General features: G+C 68.5%; 16 protein-coding genes. 10 read left to right on the plus strand and 6 right to left on the minus strand.

The genetic code is table 11. From position 1 onward, the window contains the following. Positions 1-101: 101 nt before the first annotated feature. From D7X30_RS28150 to D7X30_RS28160, 3 genes are all read left to right on the plus strand, one after another. Positions 102-476 (plus strand): transposase, encoded by a 375-nt coding sequence (locus D7X30_RS28150; protein WP_120566069.1) that lies wholly within the window; start codon positions 102-104, stop codon positions 474-476. A 422-nt stretch (positions 477-898) separates the two neighbouring features. Continuing rightward, positions 899-1075 carry a zinc ribbon domain-containing protein gene (locus tag D7X30_RS28155; RefSeq protein ID WP_014397215.1) on the plus strand — a complete coding sequence of 59 codons (177 nt, stop codon included), beginning with the start codon at positions 899-901 and terminating at the stop codon, positions 1073-1075. Next, entirely contained in the window at positions 1075-2211 is a 1137-nt protein-coding gene (locus tag D7X30_RS28160; protein ID WP_120566070.1) for a CapA family protein, read from the plus strand. Before D7X30_RS28155 ends, D7X30_RS28160 begins: the two co-directional genes overlap by 1 nt. 106 nt (positions 2212-2317) lie before the next feature. On the opposite strand, the gene D7X30_RS28165 is transcribed toward D7X30_RS28160, so the two are convergent. Beyond that, positions 2318-2740 (minus strand): CBS domain-containing protein, encoded by a 423-nt coding sequence (locus D7X30_RS28165; protein ID WP_120566071.1) that lies wholly within the window; start codon positions 2738-2740, stop codon positions 2318-2320. Positions 2741-2878: 138 nt separating this feature from the next. Further along, entirely contained in the window at positions 2879-3241 is a 363-nt protein-coding gene (locus tag D7X30_RS28170; protein WP_158619409.1) for a cation-transporting P-type ATPase, read from the minus strand. 311 nt (positions 3242-3552) lie between these two features. Between D7X30_RS28170 and D7X30_RS28175 the strand changes: the two genes are divergently transcribed. From D7X30_RS28175 to D7X30_RS28190, 4 genes are all read left to right on the plus strand, one after another. Further along, a complete protein-coding gene (locus D7X30_RS28175; RefSeq protein ID WP_120566073.1) occupies positions 3553-4689 on the plus strand; it encodes a right-handed parallel beta-helix repeat-containing protein in 1137 nt (378 codons plus the stop codon). 219 nt (positions 4690-4908) lie between these two features. Next, a complete protein-coding gene (locus D7X30_RS28180; RefSeq protein ID WP_120566074.1) occupies positions 4909-7167 on the plus strand; it encodes a kelch repeat-containing protein in 2259 nt (752 codons plus the stop codon). Positions 7168-7322: 155 nt separating this feature from the next. Next, positions 7323-8666, plus strand: a complete 1344-nt coding sequence (locus D7X30_RS28185; RefSeq protein WP_120566075.1) for a nicotinate phosphoribosyltransferase — start codon at positions 7323-7325, stop codon at positions 8664-8666. A 152-nt stretch (positions 8667-8818) separates the two neighbouring features. Beyond that, positions 8819-10159 carry a polysaccharide deacetylase family protein gene (locus tag D7X30_RS28190; protein WP_158619410.1) on the plus strand — a complete coding sequence of 447 codons (1341 nt, stop codon included), beginning with the start codon at positions 8819-8821 and terminating at the stop codon, positions 10157-10159. Between the two features lie 652 nt (positions 10160-10811). Here the strand turns inward: D7X30_RS28190 and D7X30_RS28200 are convergent. Continuing rightward, positions 10812-11792, minus strand: coding sequence for a LysR substrate-binding domain-containing protein (locus D7X30_RS28200; protein WP_233591824.1), 981 nt, complete (start codon positions 11790-11792; stop codon positions 10812-10814). Positions 11793-11985: 193 nt separating this feature from the next. On the opposite strand from D7X30_RS28200, the gene D7X30_RS28205 reads away from it, so the two are divergent. Next, complete coding sequence (locus D7X30_RS28205) at positions 11986-12885, plus strand: MBL fold metallo-hydrolase (protein WP_120566078.1); 900 nt, start codon at positions 11986-11988, stop codon at positions 12883-12885. A 249-nt stretch (positions 12886-13134) separates the two neighbouring features. Then, positions 13135-14433 (plus strand): glycosyltransferase, encoded by a 1299-nt coding sequence (locus tag D7X30_RS28210; RefSeq protein WP_120566079.1) that lies wholly within the window; start codon positions 13135-13137, stop codon positions 14431-14433. A 9-nt stretch (positions 14434-14442) separates the two neighbouring features. Here the strand turns inward: D7X30_RS28210 and D7X30_RS28215 are convergent, their stop codons facing one another. Next, a complete protein-coding gene (locus tag D7X30_RS28215) occupies positions 14443-15927 on the minus strand; it encodes a GMC oxidoreductase (RefSeq protein ID WP_147443340.1) in 1485 nt (494 codons plus the stop codon). Positions 15928-15965: 38 nt separating this feature from the next. Further along, the gene (locus D7X30_RS28220) at positions 15966-16904 is read right to left on the minus strand and encodes a glycosyltransferase family 2 protein (protein ID WP_158619411.1); all 939 of its coding nucleotides are present in this window, start codon (positions 16902-16904) and stop codon (positions 15966-15968) included. Positions 16905-16965: 61 nt separating this feature from the next. Here D7X30_RS28220 and D7X30_RS28225 point away from each other — a divergent pair, with 61 nt between their 5' ends. Beyond that, positions 16966-18291, plus strand: coding sequence for a glycosyltransferase (locus D7X30_RS28225; RefSeq protein ID WP_158619412.1), 1326 nt, complete (start codon positions 16966-16968; stop codon positions 18289-18291). A gap of 1 nt (position 18292) precedes the next feature. Here the strand turns inward: D7X30_RS28225 and D7X30_RS28230 are convergent, their stop codons facing one another. Further along, complete coding sequence (locus tag D7X30_RS28230) at positions 18293-19945, minus strand: cyclic peptide export ABC transporter (protein ID WP_147443341.1); 1653 nt, start codon at positions 19943-19945, stop codon at positions 18293-18295. Between the last annotated feature and the right edge of the window lie 941 nt (positions 19946-20886).

A 20886-nucleotide genomic window follows, 5' to 3' on the forward strand; every position in this document is an offset into this window, starting at 1 on the left:
GTGTTCTACAACCGCAGGCGCCGTCACTCCTCACTTGGCTATGCGAGTCCAGCCGAGTACGAGCGACTGGCTGAGGTTTCGAGGCAGGCAGCGTAGTCAACCTGTCCACCGAAGCGGGTGACGCTCATAGCGCCCAGGTGGTGGCGGCCCTGCGTTACTTCCGCCGTAAGGTGGGCCACCCGCTGGTGGTGGTGTGGGACAGGCTGGGCGCCCATCGCTCAAACGAGGTGAAGCGCTTCGTCGAGTCTCACGCCAGCGACTTCGTCCTGGAGTCGTTTCCCGCCTACTCGCCAGAGCTCAATCCCGAGGAGGGCTGCAACAGTCAGGTGAAGCGCTCCATGCTCAACTCCACGCCCGAGTCGACGGAGGAACTCCTGCGCCAGGTGCGCGCTGCATTTGGCCGCCTCGGCCGCCATCATGCGGCCCTGCGTGGCTTCTTTGCCCACGCAGGGCTCTCCCTTCATGGACTTACCTGAAGGGGATTAATCCCATGACCGGGTGAAGTCTGTGGGTTGGTAATGGGCCAGCCAGGGCCAGCGCGTCCGCAAGGTCATCGAAGCGGGCGGCACGTCGCGAGAGTGCGTGTACCCCGTTCGGCGCCAGCTCGTTCCTCGCGAGCAATCAGACCATCAAGCTGAGCGATCCTACCGGCCTGTGACAATGGCCGAGCACCCAGAGCATCGCGGCGGTGGTGTGGGCGCGGTCGCCGGCGCGGCGTGCTCCTCCGAGCCTCTCCGGGCGACCGCCAATCCGGCGGCAATGCTCCTTGGCCCAGGCGCCCAATCACATCCGGAGGCCAGGGCTGAACACACTAGCAACCTGCCGGTGGCGGACCGCATCTTTCCTGGAAGGCCACGCGCCTCGGTCAGCACCGACGCGCCTTCAGGGGGAGCACGCCATGCCCATCTACGAGTTCTTCTGCCGCAAGTGCCAGGAGCCCTTCACCGCGTTCATGTCCATGAAGGAGCACGACGAGCGAGCGCCGAAGTGCCCGCGCGGTCACGACGCGAAAGAAGTGGAGAAGCGCATCTCTTCCGCCCATGCCGTGACCACCAAGAAGTCGCTCACCTACTGATGACTCCTGGCGACCAGGACAAGAGGCTGATTTCCCTCTTCCTCTGCGGCGACGTGATGACAGGCAGGGGTATTGATCAGGTGCTGCCCCAGCCTGCTCCACCCGGCATCCATGAGTTCTACCTGAAGGATGCCCGGGCCTACGTCGCGCTCGCCGAAGAGCGCAACGGCCCCATCCGAAAGCCCGTCGGCTTCGGTGAAATCTGGGGAGACGCGCTCGCCGCACTGGAGCAGGCCGAGCCCGACGTCCGGATCATCAACCTGGAGACAAGCATCACCACGAGCGAGCAGTGGTGGCCCGACAAGGGCATCCACTACCGAATGCACCCGCAGAACGCCGCCTGTCTCACGGCGGCCCGCATCGACTGCTGCGCGCTGGCGAACAACCACGTGCTCGACTGGGGCTACCCGGGGCTGACGGAGACGCTGACCACCCTCCGTCGCATGGGAATCGCCACCGCGGGGCTGGGAGAAGACCTGGAGGAGGCCCGACGCCCCGCCTGCCTGGAGGTAGGAGCTGGGAAGCGGGTCGTCGTGTTCTCGTTCGGAGACGACAGCAGCGGCATCCCGCCAGCATGGGCGGCGGGAAGAGACAGGCCGGGCGTGGACCTGCTACCCGACCTGTCCCTCGCCACGGCGCGGCGTCTGGGCGAGCGGGTCGCGTCCATCAAGCGCGAAGGCGACATCGTCATCGCCTCCATCCACTGGGGCGAAAACTGGGGCTACACGGTGCCACGGGCGCAGCGGGACTTCGCCCATGCACTCATCGACGAGGCTGGCGTGGACGTCGTCCACGGCCACTCCTCACACCACCCCCGCGGCATCGAAGTCCACCACGGCCGCCTCATCCTCCACGGCTGCGGCGACTTCCTGAACGACTACGAGGGCATCCTCGGCCACGAGGACTACCGACCGGACCTGACCTTGATGTACCTGGCGTCAGTGGATCCGATGAGCGGCCAGCTCGTGAGCCTGCGCATGGTCCCGATGCAGCTGCGTCAACTCCGGCCCCACCGGGCCACGCTGAGGGACGCCGAATGGCTGTGCGGTGTCATGGACCGCGAGGCGCGCCGACTGGGGACCGGGACGCGGCTGGCGCTGGAGGGTGACGGGGCCCTTGTCCTCCAGTGGGGGTGAGTTCCGCCGCGAAGTGGGACGACCGTTGGACGGAGCAGCGGGGGTTCGCGCGCCCCTTGATGCGCTCGGCTCGCCCGCCCATCCAGCGTTCCTCGAGGGAGCCGCCTCACGGCCCCTGGTTGTCGCGCACGACGGCGGCCGTCTGGTCCAGCTCCGCGGACAGCAGCACCCAGAGGTCGTCGAGCGAGACAAGCCCCGCCACGCGTCCCTGCTCGTCCACGATGGGCAAGCGGCGCACGCCGTGCTGCCGGAGGGCGAAGAGGGTCATGTCGATGGAATCCGTCAGGCGAGCCACGAAGGGCTTGGGCGACATGACGTCCGCGACGGAGGTGGCGGCGGCGTCCTTCCGCGCGGCCAGCACCCGGGTCACGATGTCCCGGTCCGTCAGCATGCCCACCGGACGCAGGTCCTCCTGCACCACGACGAGCGCGCCCACGTGTTGGTCGCGAAGTGTCTCCGCGGCCTCGGCCACGCTCTGCGTGGACTGGATGATGGCCACCGGCTTACGGCAGAACCTTGCGAGCGACATGGCGCCTCCCCGGACGTCGCGGCCGTGCGTCGAGTCACACGGCGTGGTGGCGGGGCCTTCCCGCGCGCGTCCTCCTCACAAGGACGCAGCGCACGCCCGCGCCCGGATGCAACCCCTGGCGCGCAGAGGCTCGCGTGCTCATCCAGGACGCTGACGGTCGTGTCCCCACGGTTCCAGGTGGCGTGTGCCTCTGGCTTGACGATCGTCTTCTCGGAGGACTCGATGGAGGCCCGACGCCACGAAGATGACGGACCGGTTGCTGGAGGATCTGGACACGTACCTCTGGAAGCCCAGGCCCTTCAGCCGGGCGATGACGGTCGCCGATCCCAGGGTCGCCACGGAGACGAGGTCGCGCACGACGACGTTGCGCCGGGCCATGGCCAGCACCAGCGACACGCCGAACTCGTGCTGGCGGCGCTCCGCCTCGGCGCTGGCCAGCCCGTCGGCGCGGCTGTCCAGGCTGCGCAGGCTCTCGGCCACCGTGAGGTGATGGATCTTCATGGGCCCGCGTAGGGGCAGGAAGGCGTGGAAGCGCCACATGCGCCAGGCGCCCTCCGCGGATGGGTTCCCGTCTGAGATGGAAATGGCGGGTGCGGGACACAAGGGAGCCCTCCGGGGACCCGCGACCTCACGGCGTCACGCCTGTCCCCTGGCCCCCTTTCGTGATCAAGGCCCGCGCCGCCCCACCCTCCCACGCAAGCAGACTGTCATGCCCCAGCGGGCGCACCGCCACTGCCGGGAGGGACGCCACCGGAAGCGCAATGCCTAGCCTGTCCGCCTGCGGCCGGATTCCTTCGGCCCAGGGAGGCAGCATGAAGCAGGCGCATGGATTCGCCGTCGCCGTCGCCACGGCCACGTTGCTCATGGGGGCGCCCGCCGCCCAGGCCAGCGGAGGCACCACCGTTCATTGCGGTGACACCCTCACCCATTCCACGAAGCTCACGCGCGACCTCTCCTGCCCGGGCACGGCCCCCTTCGCGCTCCGCATCGCCGGCGAAGGCATCGTCCTCGACCTGGGCGGACACACCATCCGCCGCACCGGTCCGGAGAATCTGGAGTCTGTCGGCATCACGGTCGATACCAACAGCATGGTGCGCAATGGCACGATCCAGGGCTTCGGCAAGGGCGTCGCGACCACCGAATCCTCGGGCGTGCGGAACCTACGACTCCATCAACTGGCGCTCCTGGACAACCGAGCCGCCATCTTCAACGGCGTCGTCGATATGCGGTTCCTCATCACGGAGTGCCGCCTGAGGGGGAACTTCGTCGGGCTGGACGGTGAACCCGACGGATCCACCGGTTCATTCGACGTGAGGTCCTCCGTCTTCACCCATAACGAGGTCGCTATGTACGTGGACTTCCATGACATCGACGTGCTCGACTCCACCTTCACGTCCAACGAGCTGGCTGTCTTCTGCAGGCAGGGCCGCGTCCGCTTCAGGTCGAGCACGCTCACGTGGAACGCCTCCGTGAGCACCATCCCGAATGACGGTGGCTTTCGCCAATGCGATGAGATGCGGTTCGAGAACACACTCATCGAGAACAACACCGCCCTCGCGCCGCCGGAGGTTCCCGTTTGGCAGCCGCAAAAGCTCTCGATGCTCGACTCGCTGGTCATCAGCAACGGGGCGGGGCTCCAGGCGGCGGCCGATACGGTCTACATCCACGGGAATACGTTCTTCGACAACGCGGACGGCCTGTCGCTGACCGGCCGCGATTGGCAGGTTCCCGTCGTGCTCACGGGGATCATCCGCGGCAACCAGTTCCTGAGCAACGACGGCGACGGCCTCCGGGTCGAGGCGCCCGGCAAGCCCACGGTGCTCAACAACGTCGCCCTGGGCAACACGGGCTTTGGCCTCTTCGCGCCGACCGCCTTCGACGGAGGAGGAAACATCGCGCGAGACAATGGCGCGGGCAACTGCGTGGGCCTCACCTGCGCTTCCCACTGACAGCGCCCTGAAACACGCCGCGCCAGATGCACTCGAAGGCGCTCCGCGCGTCAGCCCAAGGACGGGGAACCACCTGTCCGGGTCATAGAAGCAATGCCATCCATCCTGGATAGTCGACCCAGTCGCAGGCAGGGTGAGACTTCTCGCATTCCATCCCAAGTCCTCTCATCCGCCGCGGCTGCTTCGCGAGCCTCACGCTCGCGGCGAGGGGGGACGCACATGAAAAGAGCAGGCCTTCACCTGATACTGGTGCTCGCGGCGGTGCTATGCGCGGGCTGTGGGAATTCCGCTGGAGACACCGGGACGGCACGGTTCGCCGTCTCGGTGCCCCAATCCCTCTCAGCCACCATCGCCCGTGTCGCGGTCGCCTCGGGCGGACCGGACATTCCTTCTGTCTGGGTGGACCTGGCGCCCACGAACGGCGTGTGGGGCGGCACCATCGGCAACATCCCCGCGGGCACCGACCGCGCCTTCGCCGCGCGCGCCTATGACGCCTCCGGCACCCTGCTCTTCTCAGGCTCCGCCGACGGCGTCTCCATCCTCGCGAACCAGACGACCCTCGTCGCAATCACCCTCCAGCAAGTCAATCCTCCGCCGCCCTTCGACAACGAAGCGCCCATCATCGACTTCGTGGCGGCGAACCCGAGCACCGTTGCGGCCGGAGGCACCGTCTCCCTCTTCTCCTCAGCGCATGACCCGAACCCGGAGGACACGATCAGCTACGCATGGAGCGCCACCGCGGGCACATTCGCCTCGACGACCGAGCGCTTCACTTCGTGGACGGCGCCCACGTCCACCGGCATCCAGACGCTGACGCTCACCGTGACGGACTCGCGCGGTCTGGCCTCCAGCGCGCTCCTGGTCGTCAACGTCCTGCCCGAGGGGGAAGGCGAGGCCGAGCTGTCCATCTTCTTCAACAGCGCACCGGAGGTGTCCTCGCTCGACGCCGCGCCCACGCAGCTCGTCGTCGGGCAGCCGACGTCGGTGTCCGTCACGGCGTCGGATCCGGACGGGGACACCCTCTCCTACGCCTGGAGCGCGTCGTGCGCGGGAACCTGGGTCGACGCGTCCACCCCCAGTGCTCGTTTCACGCCTTCGCTCGCTCCGGCCGAGGCCTGCAACAACTGCCGCCTGAGCGTCGCCGTTTCCGACGGACGCGGCGGGCACAACACGGGCACCGTCGCCCTGTGCGTCACCAGCACTCCTCCCGTCAACCACCTCGAGCCCGTCATCCTTCGCTCCTACCGCTCCTCGGACACGGCGAGCCCGGGCCAGGTGCTCACGTATGAGGTGGTGGCCAGCGACCCCGAGGGCTCCGCGCTCAGCTTCGCCTGGGACTCCAGTGTCGGCACGACAGGCGCTGCCACGCAGGTGGGCACCCACAGCCGCGTCACCTGGACGGCGCCCGCGTGTATCCGCCCGGGCACGACTCCAACCGTTACCGTCACCGTGACGAATGCCTTCGAGCTCACGGTCAGCCGGAGCTTCACGGTGGAGGGGCTGCCGGACTGTGCCTTGGTGGGGCAGTGGGATCCGACCGGCCCCATGGGTGGCGGGCCCCGGTGGGGCCACACCGCGACGCTGCTTCAGGACGGCAGGGTGCTCATCGCGGGAGGAAGCGCCCAGAAACGCAGCTTCTATCTCGACACGACGGAGCTGTACGACCCGGCCACGAACACCTGGAGCGCGGGCGCGCCCATGAACGCGCGCCGCCTCTTCCACTCGGCGACGCTGCTGCTGGACGGCAAGGTGCTCGTCGTGGGAGGCGAAGGCCTGGAGGGCGTCGAGGGATTCTCCGCAGGGGCGGAGCTGTACGACCCGGCCACGAACACCTGGACCCGGACAGGCTCGATGGCCCAGGGCCGCTCCAGGCACCTGGCGACCCGGCTGCGGGACGGCAAGGTGCTCGTCGCGGGAGGCGAGGACATCAACGGCTACCTCACGTCCGCGGAGGTGTACGACCCGAACACGGGCACCTGGAGTCCGGCGGGAGCCATGGCCGAACCCCACTTCTCCACGGCGTCGCTGCTGCCCACGGGCAAGGTGCTCGCCCCGGGAGTCACCGCGGCGGAGCTGTATGACCCGGCCACGCGAACCTGGAGCCCGGCCCCTGCCCCGCTCGCGCCCCTGGGAGGCCAGCAGCCGGTGGTGCTGCGCGAGGGCAAGGCGCTCATCACAGCGGGCAGGACGGCGCAGCTGTATGACCCCTTCCTGAACACCTGGAGCCTGACGGGTGCTCCGCTCGAACCCATCGGTGGTCCGGCGGTGCGGCTGGTGGATGGCAGGGTGCTCGTCGTGGGCCCGGAGGTGGCGGAGCTGTATGAGCCAGGCTCGGGCACGTGGAGCATGGCCCCTGCGCCGGCCATCCCCCGTCTTGGATACACGGTGACGGCGCTGGCCGACGGCAGGGCGCTCATCGCCGGGACACCTCCCAACACCGAAGAGGAATCGGAGTCCGCGGAGGTCTACACGCCGTGAGGCGCGCTACGCCACACCGGGTGCTCGCGGCAGCGCTGTGCGCGGGCTGAATGGATGCCGAGGGGGACACCGGGACGGTGCGGTTCGCCGTCACGGTGCTCCGCGCCCAGTCGACGGCAATACCTTCATGAGGGTGCGCGGAAGGGAGGAAACCCATGGTGCCGGCACTCCTCACGGACCTCTATGAGCTCACGATGGTGGACGCCTACCTCGCCGAGGGGCTCCACGAGGAAGCAGCCTTCAGCCTCTTCGTCCGCCGGCTGCCCGCGCGCCGGAACTTCCTGATGGCGTGCGGCCTGGAGCAGGCCCTGACCTATCTGGAGACGCTCCGCTTCTGCCCAGAGGAGCTCGCCTGGCTGGAGTCATTGGGGCGCTTCTCCCGGCAACTGCTGGACTGGCTGGAGCACTTCCACTTCAGCGGGGACGTTCACGCCGTGCCCGAAGGCACCCCCGTCTTCGGCCAGGAGCCGCTGCTGGAAGTCGTAGCCCCCCTGCCCGAGGCGCAGCTCGTGGAGACGTATCTCATCAACCAGGTGCACCTGCAGACGCTGGCGGCCTCCAAGGCGGCGCGGGTGGTGGAGGCCGCGCGTGGCCGGCCCGTGGTGGATTTCGGCGTGCGGCGCATGCATGGCGAGGACGCGGGCCTCAAGGTGGCGCGCGCGGCCCACGTCGCCGGGGTGAGCGCCACGTCCAACCTTCAAGCCGCGCAGCGCTACGGCATCCCCGTGGCGGGCACCCTGGCGCACAGCTACATCCAGGCGCACGACGACGAGCTCGCCGCCTTCCGCGCCTACGTCCACCGCTTCCCGGAGACGACGCTGCTGGTGGACACGTACGACACGCTCGACGGCGTGCGGAAGGTGGTGGCGCTCGCGAGGGAGCTCGGGCCGGACTTCCACGTGCAAGCGGTGCGGCTGGATTCAGGGGACCTGGCGTCGCTCTCGCACCAGACCCGCGCGCTGCTGGACGCCGCGGGGCTGGAGCGCGTGCGAATCTTCGCGAGCGGTGGGCTGGACGAGGACGAAGTGGCGCGGCTGCTGTCGCATCAAGCTCCCATTGATGCCTTCGGCGTGGGCACGGCCATGGGGGTGTCCGAGGACGCGCCCGCGTTGGACATGGCCTACAAGCTGGTGGAGTACGCGGGCCGGGGGCGGCTCAAGCTGTCACCGGGCAAGGTGCTGCTGCCCGGACGCAAGCAGGTGTTTCGCGAGGAGCGGGACGGCGTGGCGAGCCGGGACGTGCTCGCGCGCAATGAAGAGGTGCTGCCGGGGCGTCCCCTGCTGCGGCAGGTGATGCACGCGGGCCGGCGGCTGGAGGGTGCCTCTCCCCCGCTAACGGCGCTCCGGATGCACGCGCGGGAGGAGCTGACGCGCCTGCCGCTGGAAGTGCGCGGGTTGGAGCCTGCACGGCCTCCCCATCCGGTGGACGTGAGTCCCGCGCTGAGCGCCGCGAAAGAGCAGGTGGTCGCCGGGTTGCGCGAGCAGCTGGCAGCGCACTGATTGCGCTCACCCGTGAGCAGCCGCGCCATGCTTCCGGGCCTCTTGTCGGCGAGAGGAGAGCACGCACCTTGGCGGGCACCATGCCCCCGTTCCTCCGCTCCTCCCGGCCTGCCCGCGCGTTCGGGTTGGCATTGTTTGTGTTTCCATTCTTGATGGCGCTGGCATGCCAGGGCTCCGCGCTTTCCGAGCCCGAAGAGGCGCTGGAGCAGCAGTCACCGCGCCTCGTCCTGGAGCCGGGGCAGCTCGTTGTCTCGCTCACCTTCGATGACGCGAGGGCCAGCCAGGTCAACGCGGCATCCTTGTTGGAGGCGCGCGGCCTGCGCGGGACCTTCTTCGTCAGCAGCGGGCGGCTCGGCATCCCGGGCTACCTGACACTTGCTCAGCTCCGGAGTTTCCAGGCCGCCGGCCACGAGGTGGGCGGCCACACGGTGTCGCATGTCCAGCTCCCCCCGCTGGACGTGGACTCGCAGCGCCGACAGGTGTGTGACGACCGCGTGGCCCTGATGAACGCGGGGCTGAGGGTGACGTCATTCGCCTACCCGTCCGGAGCCCGGGACGCGACCACCGAGCAGGTCGTCATCGGCTGCAACTACAACTCCGCGCGAGAGTCTGGCGGCCTGCGGACGCCGGACAGCTGCACGAGCTGCCCGTACGCGGAGACCGTTCCGCCGCAGGACGCCTTCGCCATTCGCAACCACGGCTCCATCCAGAGAACCCAGACGCTGGCGGACCTGCAGGGGCTGGTGCTCCGCGCCGAGTCCGCCGGCGGTGGCTGGGTGCCCATCGCCTTCCACGAAATCTGCCCGGGGCCGTGCCCGTCGTCCGAGACCTACGGCATCAACGTGTCCACCTTCACGGCCTTCCTGGACTGGCTCGCGGCGCGCGCTTCGCGAGGCACGTTCGTACGCACGGTGGACCAGGTCATCGGGGGCGCGGTGAAGCCGCCCGTCAACGGGCCCCCACTGCCCGACGCGGGCACACCACCTCCCACGCAATTGCTGGCGAATCCGTCCCTGGAGACCGACAGCAACGGGGACGGAGCTCCGGACTGCTGGCAGCGCGGCGGTTATGGCGCCAACTCCTACAGTTGGTTGCGGACCGCGGATGCCCATTCAGGGAGCTGGGCCCAGCGCTTGAGCCTCACCAGCTACTCCAGCGGGGATCGCAAGCTCATCTCCTTGCAGGATCTCGGAGCGTGCGCGCCGCCGCTCACCACGGGCCACCGCTACAAGGTGTCCGCCTGGTACAAGGCCACGGCCGCGCCCCTCTTCAAGGCGTACTACCGCAACGCTTCGGGCGGCTGGGTGTGGTGGGCACAGAGCGCCCTGCTGCCCACGCGCGGCACCTACGGCTACGCCGAGTGGACGACGCCCCCCGCGCCCGCCGCGGGCCGGGGGCTGAGCGTGGGGCTGGCCCTGGAGCGCGTCGGCACGCTGACGATGGATGACTTCAGGCTCGAGGACCTCGGCCCGAGTCCCTTCGCGCCGCTCTAGCCCGAACCGCCGCCGGTCCCTTGAGTGAAGGAAGTGAGCCCCGGCCCTCGCACCGCGTGGCCCCGCGGGTGCGTACACTCGCTTGCCCGCCCTGCTTGCCGAACCGGGGCGCGAAGCACATCTGATGAAGGCATGACGCTCATCCACCAGTTCATGCCCGACTGCGCGCTGCGCGAGGTGGACCGGGTCGCCACCGCCGCGAGCCCCGAGAGGGCCTGGGCCGCCGTGCGAGCGATGGATCTGCACGACGTCCCGTTCATCCGCTGGCTCTTCGCACTCCGGCTGCTCCCCGAGCGCATCCTCGCGCGTCTTCGTGGCAGACCGGTGCGGCGGTCCCCGCACATGCGGATCGATGACATCGTGGCGCCGGGGAACGGCTTCCTCCTGCTGGGCGAGGAAACCGGACGCGAGCAGGTGGTCGGCGCCATCGGGCGTTTCTGGCGACCGCGCATCGACTTCGTGGGCGTGACGCCTGGGGGCTTCACGGCGTTCAGCGAGCCCGGCTTCGGCAAGCTCGCCTGGAACGTGCGGGTGGAGCCACGCGAAGGAGGCGGCGCGTGGCTGGGTGTCGAGCTGAGGGTGACGGCGACGGACGCGGCCTCGTGGAGACGCTTCCGGCGGTACTGGTGGCTGATCGGGAGGTTCTCCCGGATCATCCGCCGGAGCGAGTTGCGGAGGTTACGGCGGCAGTTGGACCGCGCGCGGTCGCGGCGGGCGTTTCTCTCCGTGAGGAGGCCCGCGGCCCTGCCTTGCCCTGGAGGGCGAAGCGCTCGCGGAGGAGCTGGATGAAGTGGGTCAGCGGGGCGGGACGCTGGCGGGAGGCGCGGGTGACCGCGCTCCAGCGGCGGCGGATTCCCCGAGGGGTGAGCCGGACGGTCCGCAGCCCGTGGCGTTGGTCCGGCAGCATCCATTCGGGCAGCGCCGTCACGCCGATACCGCCACGCACCAGTTCGATCAGCGCCTCGGTGAGGGGCACGGGAGAGACCCGGTGCGGCTCGAGGCCCGCGGGCCAGAGCACGCGTGTGAAGACATCGAGCTGCTCGCGGGGCGCGGCATAGGTGAGCAGGTGCTCCCGCACCAGGTCCTGCGCCGTGACATGTCCCCGCCGCGCCAGCGCATGGTCCGCGGGGACCACCAGCAGGAGCTCGTCCTCGAAGAGCGGCGTCTGCGCCAGGCGGGCCTGCTTCGGGACGTCCGGGGTCAAGGCGAGATCCAGCTCGCCATTCAGCAGCGCCCCAAGCGGCTGACGCGTGGCCTCCAGGACGATGCGCAGCTCGACGCGTGGGTGCTCGGCCTGCCACCGCCCCAGGATGGGCGGCAGCCAGCCATACACCGTGTAGCAGCCCGTGCTGAGCCGGAGCAGATCATCCTGTGGGTGCGCGCGGCAGACCGACTCGGCCTGGGCCACCTCGCTCAGGACCCGCCGTGCGGAGAGGAGCAGCTTCCCTCCCGAGCCAGTCAAAAGCAGGCGTCGCTGGCGGCGCTGGAAGAGCTGCACGCCCAGGCGCTCCTCGGCGTCGCGGAGTTGGTGGCTCAGCGCCGAGGACGTGAGGTGAAGCTGCCGGCTCGCCGCGGCCAGGCTTCCCGTGTCGGCGACCGCGGCAATCAGCTTGAAGTGACGGAGCTCGAGCATGCCGGGCAGCTTCACATGAACAGGATTCAGCATCATCGCGAAATCGTTTCGCTGTGCTCATGGCAAGCCCCTCCTTAACGTTGGCGTCCCAATGCCAGGAGGACGGACGATGCCCCACACAGACAGCTCCCCGAGGACGCAGAGCCCTGTCGTACCGCCATGGTCGTCTGAGCGCATCGAGGGGGAGCAGCCGATGATCCCCTCGAACAGCGAGAGCCGGGACAGATTGGCCCGGCCCGAGCGGACGGGCCGCCGGGACTTCCTGCGTGCGGCGGCTGCGCTTTCAGTGGGCGCGGTCCTGCTGCCCCCTGGCACGGGCCGCGCGGCGAAGCCTGTCGACAGCGCCGTGCTTCGTGCCCAGCGGCTGGCCTGGGCCGGAGTGCGGCTGCGGCTCGGACAGGACACGCTCTTCGTGGACCCGTTGATCGACCCCACCGTATGGGGGGCGGCGCTGAAGGACCCGCTCGTCCCGATGGACGTGAGCAGCGGGAGCCGCTTCGTCCTGGTGACGCATCGCCATTCCGACCACTTCGATCCGGTGGCCGTCCGTCAGGCGTTGGGGGACACCGGGACGCTGGTGTGCGCCCCGGACGTGGCCGTGGCGGCCGCCGCGTCGGGCTTCCGCGTGCGGTCCGCTCCGCTCTACGAGCCCATCCTGCTCAATGACTTCACCGCCACCGCCGTCCCCGCGGCGGACGGTTATGGGGATCCCCAGGTTTCGTGGATCGTCTCGGGCGGAGGCCGCCGCGTCATCCACTGCGGCGACACGCTATGGCACGGGTCCTGGTGGCGCATCGGGCGTCAGTTCGGCCCCTTCGATGCGGCCTTCCTGCCCATCAACGGGGCGCGCTTCGGCTGGCGGAAGCCCGTGAGCGAAGTGCATGCCGTCCTGACGCCCGAGCAGGCGGTGGCCGCGGCCGTGGTGTTGGGAGCACGGCTCCTCGTGCCCATCCACTACGGCGTCGCCGCCTCCGATGACTACCAGGAGGTCCCAGACGCGGAAGCGCTGCTCCTGGCCTCCGCGCGCAAGCGGAAGGTGAGCGTGGAGCTGGCACGTCCGGGAGAGTGGCTGACCTGGCAGGCCCGGACCTGACCCGCTCCCTTGGGGCCGGGCGGCAACCCGGCCTCGTTTCGGTGGTGCTCAGTCCGAGGACCGGGACGCGGCTGGATATGGAGGGTGACGGGGCCCTCGTCCACCAGTGGGACTGATGCGGTGCAGCGACAAGACTTGAGCCCTTCGCTACAGCCAAGGGCCTTCCAAGGACTGTCGACACGCCTTCACTCGAAGTATAACCGCGCCGCTTTTTCCGGGGGACTCAAGCCGGGACACATTGGAGGCCGTATGGCCACAATCCTCGTCGCTCCGCTTCCGCTCGCAGGGCATATCAACCCCACGCTGAAGCTGGCGAAGACGCTCCGGGCCCGCGGACACCGGGTGGTCTACTGCTCCCTGCCGGATATCGAGTCCTCGCTCCAGGCCGAGGGCTTCGAGCTCATCCCTGTCTTCACGTCCCTCTTCCCCAAGGGCCTGGTGGCGGAGATGACGACGAGGGCATCCCATTCGCGCGGCCGGGAGCTGCGCAACCTCGCGCGTGACCACATCCAGCGCCGCAATGCCGTGCTCCAGGCCACCCTGGAGGGTGAATACGACAGGCTGCTGGACGCCCTCGGCCCGGACCTCGTCCTCTGCGATGACCGGGTGATGGATCTGCCCATCGTGTGCCATGGCCATGGCGTCTCCGTGGCGCGGCTGAACACCACCCTCCCCCAGCACCTGTTGCACCTGCTGCCGACGAGCAAAGGTAAGCCTCTCAGCAGCGCGCTCAGGCCCGTGCTGCGCCCGCTTGAAGTCGTGCTCGCGCGCGCGGGCCTGGTGCCACGCTTCCAGGAGTTCCACCGGCAGCTTGCGCTCAAGCATGGCTGCCCGATGGAGCCCGTGGACTTCCCACCCTTCCAGCTCCCCCTGCTGCGCGACGTGGTGCTCTTCCCCAGGGAGTTCGCCACGCCGGACATGCCGGCCGGGCGCGAGCCGGTGCTCCACCTGGGCCCCTCCATCGATCTGGAACGCCAGGAGCCGGCGTTTCCCTGGGAGCGGCTGAAGGAGGACCAGCCCCTCATCTTCTTCTCGCTGGGCACGCTGGCCTCATCCGGCCTGGCCCGTCAGGTGATGAAGACGGTGAGCGAGGCGGCGGCGCTGCGGCCACGATGGCAGTTCGTCCTCGCCGTGGGGTCCGTGCTCGACCCGGCGGAGTTCGACGGAGGCCCGGCGCAGCTCGTGGCCGTGCGCAAGGCGCCCCAGCTCCAACTGCTGCGCATCGCGGCGGCCATGATCACCCATGGCGGGTTCAACAGCGTGAAGGAGTGCATCTACTTTGGTGTCCCCATGGTGGCGCTGCCCATGAAGGACGACCAGCCGGACGTGAGCCGGCTCGTCGTGCACCATGGGCTCGGAGTCCAGGGGGCCGTGAAGCAGCTGACGCCCCGCGCCCTGCTCTCACTGCTGGACTCCGTGGTGGGAAGCGCCTCCCATGCCCAGGCGCTCGCGAGGATGAGCAGCCGCTTCCGCGAGGCGGAGGCGGAGATGGCCGTCATCGAGCAACTGCTGCCCGGCCCCCAGCCCGCGGTCAAGCGGGCGAGCTGAACCCGCGGGTCACGCCACTTCCACCCGGGGCCTGCGCTGGACCCGCGCGATGGTCTCCGCGGCGCGGAGCGACAGCGCGATGATGGTGAGCGTGGTGTTGACCGCCCCGGCGGTGGGCAGGCTGGACGCGTCCAGCACGTACAGGTTGTCCATGCCATGGACGCGGCAGTCCGCATCCAGCACCGAGCTCGCGGGATCCACCCCCATCCGCGCCGTCCCCACCGTGTGCCAGGGCGCATCGAAGTGCTCCGATGCATGGACCCAGCGAAACCCGGCCTTGTGGAAGAGCGAGACAGCGGTCTTCCGCAGCTTCCGGTACGTCTCACGGCTGGGTCTGGGATTGTGGACGCGGGCGATCTGCTCTTCGTTGAAGTCGAACCCGGACTCCGCGGTGCCCACGGCCTCTGTCATCAACAGACACACCAGGCTGCGGCGCGCGACGAACTTCACGAACGGAGCGGTGAGCGGATGCACGTGCTGCCAGATGGGAATCTGGCCCGTCGCTTGGATGACGCCCAGGGGATAGGGCCAATCCTCCGCCGCGCCGTAGAAGGCGTTGATGGCGAAGGTCTTCTGGTGGAGCTCCGGAATGGGGCGCAGCCCGAGGAAGGGAAAGATGAAGCCGCTCGTGTGGCCCGCCAGATACCGCCCCAAGGCGCCCCTGGCGTTTCCAATGCCCTTCGGATGGGCGTCGTTCCTCGAGCGCCAGAGCAGCAACGGCGACTCCCTGACGCCCGCGCTCACGACGACGACGTCCGCGTGCACGGTGACCTCCTCGCTTCCGCGGCGCAGGAGGACACCGGTGGCGCGGCGGCCGTCCGGCGTGGTGAGGACCTTGAGGCAGTCCGTACCGGTGCACAGGTCCACCCGGCCCGTCTTGAGGGCGGGCCGGAGCGCGGCGACCTCCGCGTCCATCTTCGCGTCGCGATGGCAGAAGTAGCCGTCGCAGGTCGAGCACAGGACGCATCGGCCGTTGGGGCCCCGGTCCACACCCTTGGGGATGTAGCCCACGGGAACGCCGCAGCCCTGGAGCCGCTTCACCACGTCCGCGATGAAGGGCTCGTGTTCGATGGGCCCGTGGGGGAAGGGCCTGGAGCGAGGCGGCTCGGAGGGGTCGCCTTCGGGCGAGCCATGGACCGAATAGAGCCGTTCGCCTTCGTCGTAGTAGGGCTCCAGGTCGGCGTAGGAGAGGGGCCAGGCCGTGGACTCGCCATGCTCCGTCTGCCTGGCGCTGAAGTCGTTCTCCCGCAGGCGGTAGAGCGCCGCGCCGTAGAACTTCGATTCGCCGCCCACGTTGTAGCGGATCCCGCGCCGCTGGTAGTCCGCGATGAACGTCGTCTGCTGCTCGCTCCGGGCAGGGTCCGGCTTCAGGTACTCGCCCTGTTCGACCACCAGCACGTTGCAGTCACGGCGCGCCAGCCCCTGGGCCAGGGTGCTCCCGCCCGGGCCACTGCCAATGATGACCACGTCATACCCAGACTTGACCCAGCTCACGTTCCCCACCCACGCTCTGTGAAAGATTTGTCAGCCACTCAGCGACGGGCCTTGGAAACGGCCAGTGAAACGAGCTGCCGCCCCACCATCGGCATGTACCGTGGGAGCTTCGCGGGGTTCCTCCATGCCAATGACATGCACTCCCCCCAGGCTCCCTTCTGGAGCGGCGCGCGGAACCGCGCATCCTCCCGCTCCCGGAGCTTCCACTCGCGATAGCGGCCCATCGCCTCGATGACCTCGCCCTGCGTCCGGGGGTCCAGGGAAGCGGTCAGCGCATCAGCCATGTCGATGATGCGCGTCAGGCACCGCACGGGATCCGAGGTCAACGAACCCGGCCGGCTCCGGTAGAAATACATCGCCTCTTGCGACACGACCATCCGGCCAGACGCGAGGAGACACCGGAGCAGGAAGTCGAAGTCCTCACCGGCCCACAGGGCCGGGTTGTAGCGAAGCGCATGCGCGTTCAAGAAGGCCTTGCGGAACACAGGCTTCAAGAACCCGTAGTCATCCACGGCCATCTTCAGGGCGTTCACCTCGAACGGCTGATCAATCCGCCCCAGCCGCCGGGCCTGCGTCTGGAAGAACGTCACCGAGGGATTCCGCTCCCCTTCCGGGACCAGCAGCAGGTCATCACAGACGATGTCCGCGCGGTGTGCTTCCGCCAGCGCCAGGAGGCACTCCAGGCGCCGAGGCTTCCACCAGTCATCGCCATCCAGGATGGCGACCCATTCCCCCGTGGCGTGGTCGATGGCGACGTTGCGGCTTTGGGAAGGCCCCTCGTTCTTCGCGTTCCGGAGGACGTGGATGCGCGCGTCCTGATACCGCCCGGCGACCTCCGCGGTCCCGTCCGTGGAGCAATCATCGACAATGATGAGCTCGACATCCCGCTGTGTCTGTTCAAGCACCGAGTCGATGGCAGCGCCCAGATACGCCTCGACGTTGAAGGCGGGGATGATGACGGACACCGAGGGTTTCATCGCGGAGCGCTCTCGTTCTTCCGGTTTCACCAAGATTACCACCCTGCTACCTTCAGGAGTCATGGCGAGAATCGTCTTTCTTCCCCTGCCGGAGGCCGGCCACATCCACGCGACCTTCGGCCTCGCGAGGCAGTTGATGTCCCGGGGACACGAGCTCGTCTACATGGCGCCGCCGGATGGGGAAGCCTTCCTGTGTGAGCGGCCCTGGCCGTTCATCCCCATCCACGAAGAGGCGATGCCCAGGGGGCGCCAGGCGGAGCTGGATGCACAGCTGGCCGCCCCGGGGCTCTCCCCCCAGGCGCGCAAGGACATCATCCGGGAGGTGATCCACCGGCACGGGCTCCGCATCACGGAGGCCCTCTTCGGGACCACGCTGGAGGCGCGCCTGCGCGAGGCGAGGGCCGACCTGCTGCTCGTGGATGCGACGTTCCCGCTGCCCGTGCTGGCGGCCCACAAGGCCGGCGTGCCCGCGTTCCAGCTCTGCACCAACCTCGCGTTGAACAGGGATGTCGCCGTCCCTCCGCTGAACTCACACCACGTCCCAACGGGAAGTGTCGGCTCGCGGCTCGGCATCCGGCTCGCATGGCAATGGCAGTACCTGCGCACCTTCCTGCCGTTCGAGGAGAAGATGCGCGAACGGCTTCGCGCCTTCTATCGCCAGCACCCCGGCGCGCCCCGCGCCAGCTTCAACACCCATCTGCAGATCGGCCCGCACTTCCAGGTCCCCACGCTGGTGATGAGCGCGCCGGAGTTCGACTTCCGCCGCTCGGCCGCGGACGTCCACTACCTGGGGCCGTGTGTGGATCTCGACCGGGCGGAGCCTCCGCTGCGCCTGGCTCTTCCCCAGGACGATTCGCCGATCATCCTGTGCTCACTGGGGAGCCATGGCGACCGGCTGCGTGGACACCAGGCCTTCTTCCAGTCCGTCATCTCCGCCGTCGCGCGCAGGCCCCGGCTCCGGCTGCTCATGGCCGTGGGCAAGCAGCTGCGGGCGGACGCTTTCGGCCCGCTGCCTCCCAATGTCACGGTGGTGGATTGGGTTCCCCAGCTCACCGCGTTGAAGCAGGCGTCGCTGATGATCACCCATGGCGGGCTCAACAGCGTGAAGGAATGCATCTGCCTGGGCGTTCCGATGCTCGTGTATCCGCTGATGTTCGACCAGCCGGGCAACGCCGCGCGCGTCGTCCACCATGGGCTCGGACTGAGGGGAAACATCCGAGATACCTCGGCGGAGCAGGTGGGCGCGCAGCTGGATCAGCTCCTCGGCACCCCTGCGTTCCAGGCCCGGACCCGGGCCATGCAGCGCACCTTCCTGGAAGCCGATGCGGCCAGCCGTGGCGCGGTGACGCTCGAGCAGCTGCTCCAAGGGCAGCGGCTCGCGGCCTGAGTCAGGAGGCGCGCTCCTGCAGGGCCGGGGCGGACTCGGCGGGAGCGACCAGCTTCCCGGCGTCGAGCCGGAGGACGCGGTCAGCGACGCCGAAGTAACGGTCGTCGTGGGAGATGACCACCACGGTCTTGCCCTTGCGCTTCAGCTCCGGAAGGAGCTCCGTGTAGAACACGGCCTTGAACGCGGGGTCCTGATCCGCCGCCCACTCGTCGAAGAGATAGATGGGGCGGTCTTCCAGGTAGGCGGTGAGCAGCGCCAGCCGCTTGCGCTGCCCCAGTGACAGCTCGGTGGTGGAGAGGACGCCGCCGTCGATCCGGACCTTCCGCGACAACTGGAGCAGCGACAGGTAGTGCTGCACCTGCGAGGCGGTGCCTTCGCCGACGAGCCCCAGCAGCCGTTCGAACAGGTAGAAGTCCGAGAACACGGCGGAGAACAACTGCCGGTAGGACTCCTGCGTCTGCTCCGTGATGGGCTGACCGTCCACGAGGATCTGCCCGCCCTCGGGCTGGTACAGCCCCGTGAGCAGCTTGGCCAGCGTGGTCTTCCCGCTGCCATTGCCGCCCACGAGGAAGATCAGCTCCCCGGCGTGCATGCGCAGATGGATGGGTCCCACCACGAAGTGCCCATCGGATTCCTCGCGGTAATAGGTGTGGGTGACGCCCACGAGTTCGACGGTCTGGAACGTCGCGCGGTGTCCTCGTTCGGGAAGCGCGGGTGCATCGGAGCCCAGGGAGTCGAGCGTCAGCCCCAGTTGGTGGACCTTCGTCCACGACACATCCCCGCGGCTCAGGATGGGCAGCGTCTCCATGACGGACTGGAGCGGCTGCTGGAGGTAGAGCGCCGCGATGCAGTACCCCACCAGCACCGACGGCTGCACCCAGCCCAGGCCCGGCATCACGAAGATGAGCGCCCCCACGAAGGCGAAGGACAGGAGCATCCCCAGGCTCCCCGTCGCCGCGAAGACGTTGCCGATCCGGATCTGCAGCGCGCGCACGAGTGAGGACGTGGCTTCCACCTCCTCCGTGAGGAACGCGGCGCGTCGCTCCTGGTGCAGCTTCAGCTCCTTGATGCCCTCCGTGAGGCCGCGAAGCTGCTTGTACAGCGCCCCCTGGTGCTCCCGAGTGCGCTGGAGATCCAGGATGGCGCTCCGGGCCAGGAGCCGGTAGCCCACCACGCTCAGCGCGATGGCGAGCAACAAGCCGACGAGCAGTTGCCAGGACAGCCACGCCAGGTAGACGCAGCAGCCCAGCGCGATGGCGATGTTGGTGAGGAAGCGAGGCAACACGCCCAACGCGGTGCTGATGACGAAGAGGTCCTCCGTGAGGACGGTCATCACGTTGGGAATGCCCTGCTCCTCCAGGCGCCGCAGCGGCGTGGCGACGACCTGACGGGCCAGCCGCATGCGCATGTCGAAGAGCGCGTCCCCGTTGAGCTTGTTGACCAGGGCCTGCGTCCCGTAGCGCAACAGCAGCGTCAGCACGCCGAGCACCATGAAGCCCAGGGCCACCGCCGAGCTCACCTGCAGTTGGGACGCGAGCGCGTGGTTGATCAGCGCGATGAGCCCCGCGTTGCTGGCGCCCGACAGGAGCCCGCAAAGCGTCACCAGGATGAGCGACGTGGAGGACGTCCGGAACAGGAGGGCGAGGAATTTCATGGGTGACAGGCCCGGCACGCCTCGGAGGCGAGGGCCTGCACCGGATTCCGTGAGGGACTCTACATGAGTTCTCCGGGCCTGCCGCAGTTTGCTGGATTCGCTGGTTTGCGGATGAAGGCCTTGAGTCAGAAACAAAGGCCCTGGAGTCACCGGCTCGCACCGGGAACGCCTGGGCCTCTCTTTGGTCGGGGCGACAGGAGCTGAACCTGCGACCACTTGCACCTCAAGGACCCCTTAGAGCAGTCCAACGTCCCCTTCACAACCCCCTTTAAACACTCGTGTTTCCTCGGCCGGGATTGTCCAGCCGTCCCACCCAGTACTGCAGGACCCAAGACCATTGCTGCTAGTTTGCTGCTGAGCCCTGCCCCGGTAGCGCTGGTGGCCTCGGGTTCCGGCCGGCGGCTGACGGTCCGGGAAGTCGCGGAGAGGATGGGGATTTGCTGGGCCACCGCGCACCGGCTGTGCGAGCAGGGCACATTGCCCCACATCTGAGTCTCCAACGCGGTTCGGATTAAGGAGGATGCGATGAATCAGCTCCTGCGCGATTCCACAGAACGAGCTGGGAAGGGTCACAAGGGGCGACCTGAAGCCGTGAGTAGTCTCCAGGAATGGGACCACTGAAGCCGAGCCGGACCTCTTCAGTGGGGATCAGGCTTGGCAACAGAAGGAGGTTGCCTCCAAGGCACGCAGCAGGCGGTGGCACTCGCAGCCCTCGTGGTGTTCAGCTTGGAAGCGCATAGATGCCGGGAGAGCACCTTGTGAAGAGCGTCCCAGCGCCTCGCCAGTGAAGATGGCTCTGATGGGTGGAAACAGCCCCATCCAGCCTCCCCGGGCCCTCCTCTACGGCTCTCCCGGGTTAGATGCATGTCCTGCTACCCTGTTCCGGTTCACAGCCGTGGCATCCGTTGTGGGTTGGGTCGAGCCCGCTGCAGCGGCTGGCC

This window comes from Corallococcus sp. AB011P (genome assembly GCF_003611605.1).
GTDB lineage: Bacteria > Myxococcota > Myxococcia > Myxococcales > Myxococcaceae > Corallococcus > Corallococcus coralloides.

Coding starts and splice junctions, on each gene's coding strand:
- D7X30_RS28220 (WP_158619411.1), bottom strand. CDS start 16,904: ATGAAACCCTCGGTGTCCGTCATCATCCCCGCCTTCAACGTCGAGGCG.
- D7X30_RS28185 (WP_120566075.1), top strand. CDS start 7,323: ATGGTGCCGGCACTCCTCACGGACCTCTATGAGCTCACGATGGTGGAC.
- D7X30_RS28165 (WP_120566071.1), bottom strand. CDS start 2,740: ATGTCGCTCGCAAGGTTCTGCCGTAAGCCGGTGGCCATCATCCAGTCC.
- D7X30_RS28170 (WP_158619409.1), bottom strand. CDS start 3,241: ATGAAGATCCATCACCTCACGGTGGCCGAGAGCCTGCGCAGCCTGGAC.
- D7X30_RS28190 (WP_158619410.1), top strand. CDS start 8,819: ATGGCGCTGGCATGCCAGGGCTCCGCGCTTTCCGAGCCCGAAGAGGCG.
- D7X30_RS28160 (WP_120566070.1), top strand. CDS start 1,075: ATGACTCCTGGCGACCAGGACAAGAGGCTGATTTCCCTCTTCCTCTGC.
- D7X30_RS28175 (WP_120566073.1), top strand. CDS start 3,553: ATGAAGCAGGCGCATGGATTCGCCGTCGCCGTCGCCACGGCCACGTTG.
- D7X30_RS28230 (WP_147443341.1), bottom strand. CDS start 19,945: ATGAAATTCCTCGCCCTCCTGTTCCGGACGTCCTCCACGTCGCTCATC.
- D7X30_RS28180 (WP_120566074.1), top strand. CDS start 4,909: ATGAAAAGAGCAGGCCTTCACCTGATACTGGTGCTCGCGGCGGTGCTA.
- D7X30_RS28200 (WP_233591824.1), bottom strand. CDS start 11,792: ATGCTCGAGCTCCGTCACTTCAAGCTGATTGCCGCGGTCGCCGACACG.
- D7X30_RS28210 (WP_120566079.1), top strand. CDS start 13,135: ATGGCCACAATCCTCGTCGCTCCGCTTCCGCTCGCAGGGCATATCAAC.
- D7X30_RS28205 (WP_120566078.1), top strand. CDS start 11,986: ATGATCCCCTCGAACAGCGAGAGCCGGGACAGATTGGCCCGGCCCGAG.
- D7X30_RS28225 (WP_158619412.1), top strand. CDS start 16,966: ATGGCGAGAATCGTCTTTCTTCCCCTGCCGGAGGCCGGCCACATCCAC.
- D7X30_RS28155 (WP_014397215.1), top strand. CDS start 899: ATGCCCATCTACGAGTTCTTCTGCCGCAAGTGCCAGGAGCCCTTCACC.